Source organism: Nocardia puris (assembly GCF_003315035.1).
GTDB lineage: Bacteria > Actinomycetota > Actinomycetes > Mycobacteriales > Mycobacteriaceae > Nocardia > Nocardia puris.
Map to the genome: position 1 here is coordinate 1 of NZ_QNRE01000055.1, position 1426 is coordinate 1426.

General features: G+C 64.4%; 1 protein-coding gene. It reads left to right on the top strand.

Going from position 1 to position 1426, the window contains the following annotated elements:
- Nucleotides 1-139 precede the first annotated feature (139 nt).
- On the top strand, nucleotides 140-1372 hold the full coding sequence (locus tag DFR74_RS35220) for an IS256 family transposase (RefSeq protein ID WP_054811708.1): 1233 nt from the start codon (nucleotides 140-142) through the stop codon (nucleotides 1370-1372).
- Nucleotides 1373-1426: the final 54 nt, after the last annotated feature.

Genomic DNA, 1426 nt, shown 5'->3' on the forward strand with positions numbered 1-1426 from the left:
GGTTGCGTCCAATAGCGTGGTGTACGGCCCGACCACCCGAGCAGCCCCCTGTTCCGAGCGTGTCGTAGCCGGAAACGAGGTGGTCACCGCGTGACCCTTGAAGAGACCGTCCAAAGTCACTTGAAGGAGACATCACGCGATGACCGATATCCAGCGTATCGACCCGAGCAAGCCCTTCGACACCCAACTCGCCGCGGCCAGCCCTGATCTGCTGCGAGAATTGCTGTCCAGCTTCGTCCACACGATCATGAACGCCGAAGCCGACAGCATGTGCGGCGCCGACTACGGGCAACGCAGCGAGGACCGGGTCAACTCCCGAAACGGATACCGCCACCGCGATTTCGACACCCGCGTCGGGACCATGGACGTCGCGATCCCGAAACTGCGGTCGGGTAGCTACTTCCCCGACTGGCTGCTCGAACGCCGCAAACGCGCCGAACGAGCCCTGACCAGCGTGGTCGCGACCTGCTACCTGCTCGGTGTCTCGACCCGGCGGATGGAGAAACTCGTCGAGTCCCTCGGCGTCACGCAGCTGTCGAAGTCGCAGGTCTCGATCATGGCCACCGACCTCGATGCCCAGGTCGAAGCGTTCCGGACCCGCTTACTCGACCAAGGCCCTTACACGTTCGTCGCCGCGGACGCCCTGGTGTTGAAGGTGCGCGAGAACGGGCGGGTGGTCAACGTCCATGCCCTGATCGCGACCGGTGTCAACGCCGACGGCTACCGCGAAATCCTGGGCTTGCAGGTCACCAGTGGTGAAGACGGTGCCGGCTGGTTGGCGTTCTTCCGTGATCTGGTCGCGCGGGGTTTGTCCGGGGTCGAGTTGGTCACCTCCGACGCCCACGCCGGGCTGGTCGCGGCGATCGGAGCGACCCTGCCCGGCGCGTCCTGGCAGCGTTGCCGGACCCACTACACCGTCAACCTGATGTCGATCACACCGAAAACGTCGTGGCCGTGGGTTCGGACTCTGCTCCACTCGGTCTTCGATCAAGCCGACCCGGAATCGGTTGGGTCTCAATATGATCGGATGCTCGACGCATTGGCCGAGAAGCTTCCGAAAGTCGCCGCGCACCTGGACGCGGCCCGCGCCGACCTGCTCGCGTTCACCAGCTTCCCGAAACAGATCTGGCGTCAGGTCTGGTCGAACAACCCCCAAGAACGGTTGAACAAGGAAATCCGGCGCCGCACCGACGTCGTCGGGATCTTCCCCGACCGCACCGCGATCATCCGCCTCGTCGGCGCTGTCCTGGCCGAACAACACGACGAATGGATCGAAGGCCGCCGCTACCTCGGCCTCGACGTGTTGGCCCGCTCCCGCAACCACACCGAACCCAGCGATGAACAGGAGGATCCCGCAGCGTTGACCGCCTGACCGGCAGCGGTCACGCGGCGATCACTTCGATACACCACGCATTTGGACTTGACC

Excerpts from the sequence above, each read along its gene's own strand:
- DFR74_RS35220 (WP_054811708.1), top strand. The coding sequence starts at position 140 with ATGACCGATATCCAGCGTATCGACCCGAGCAAGCCCTTCGACACCCAA.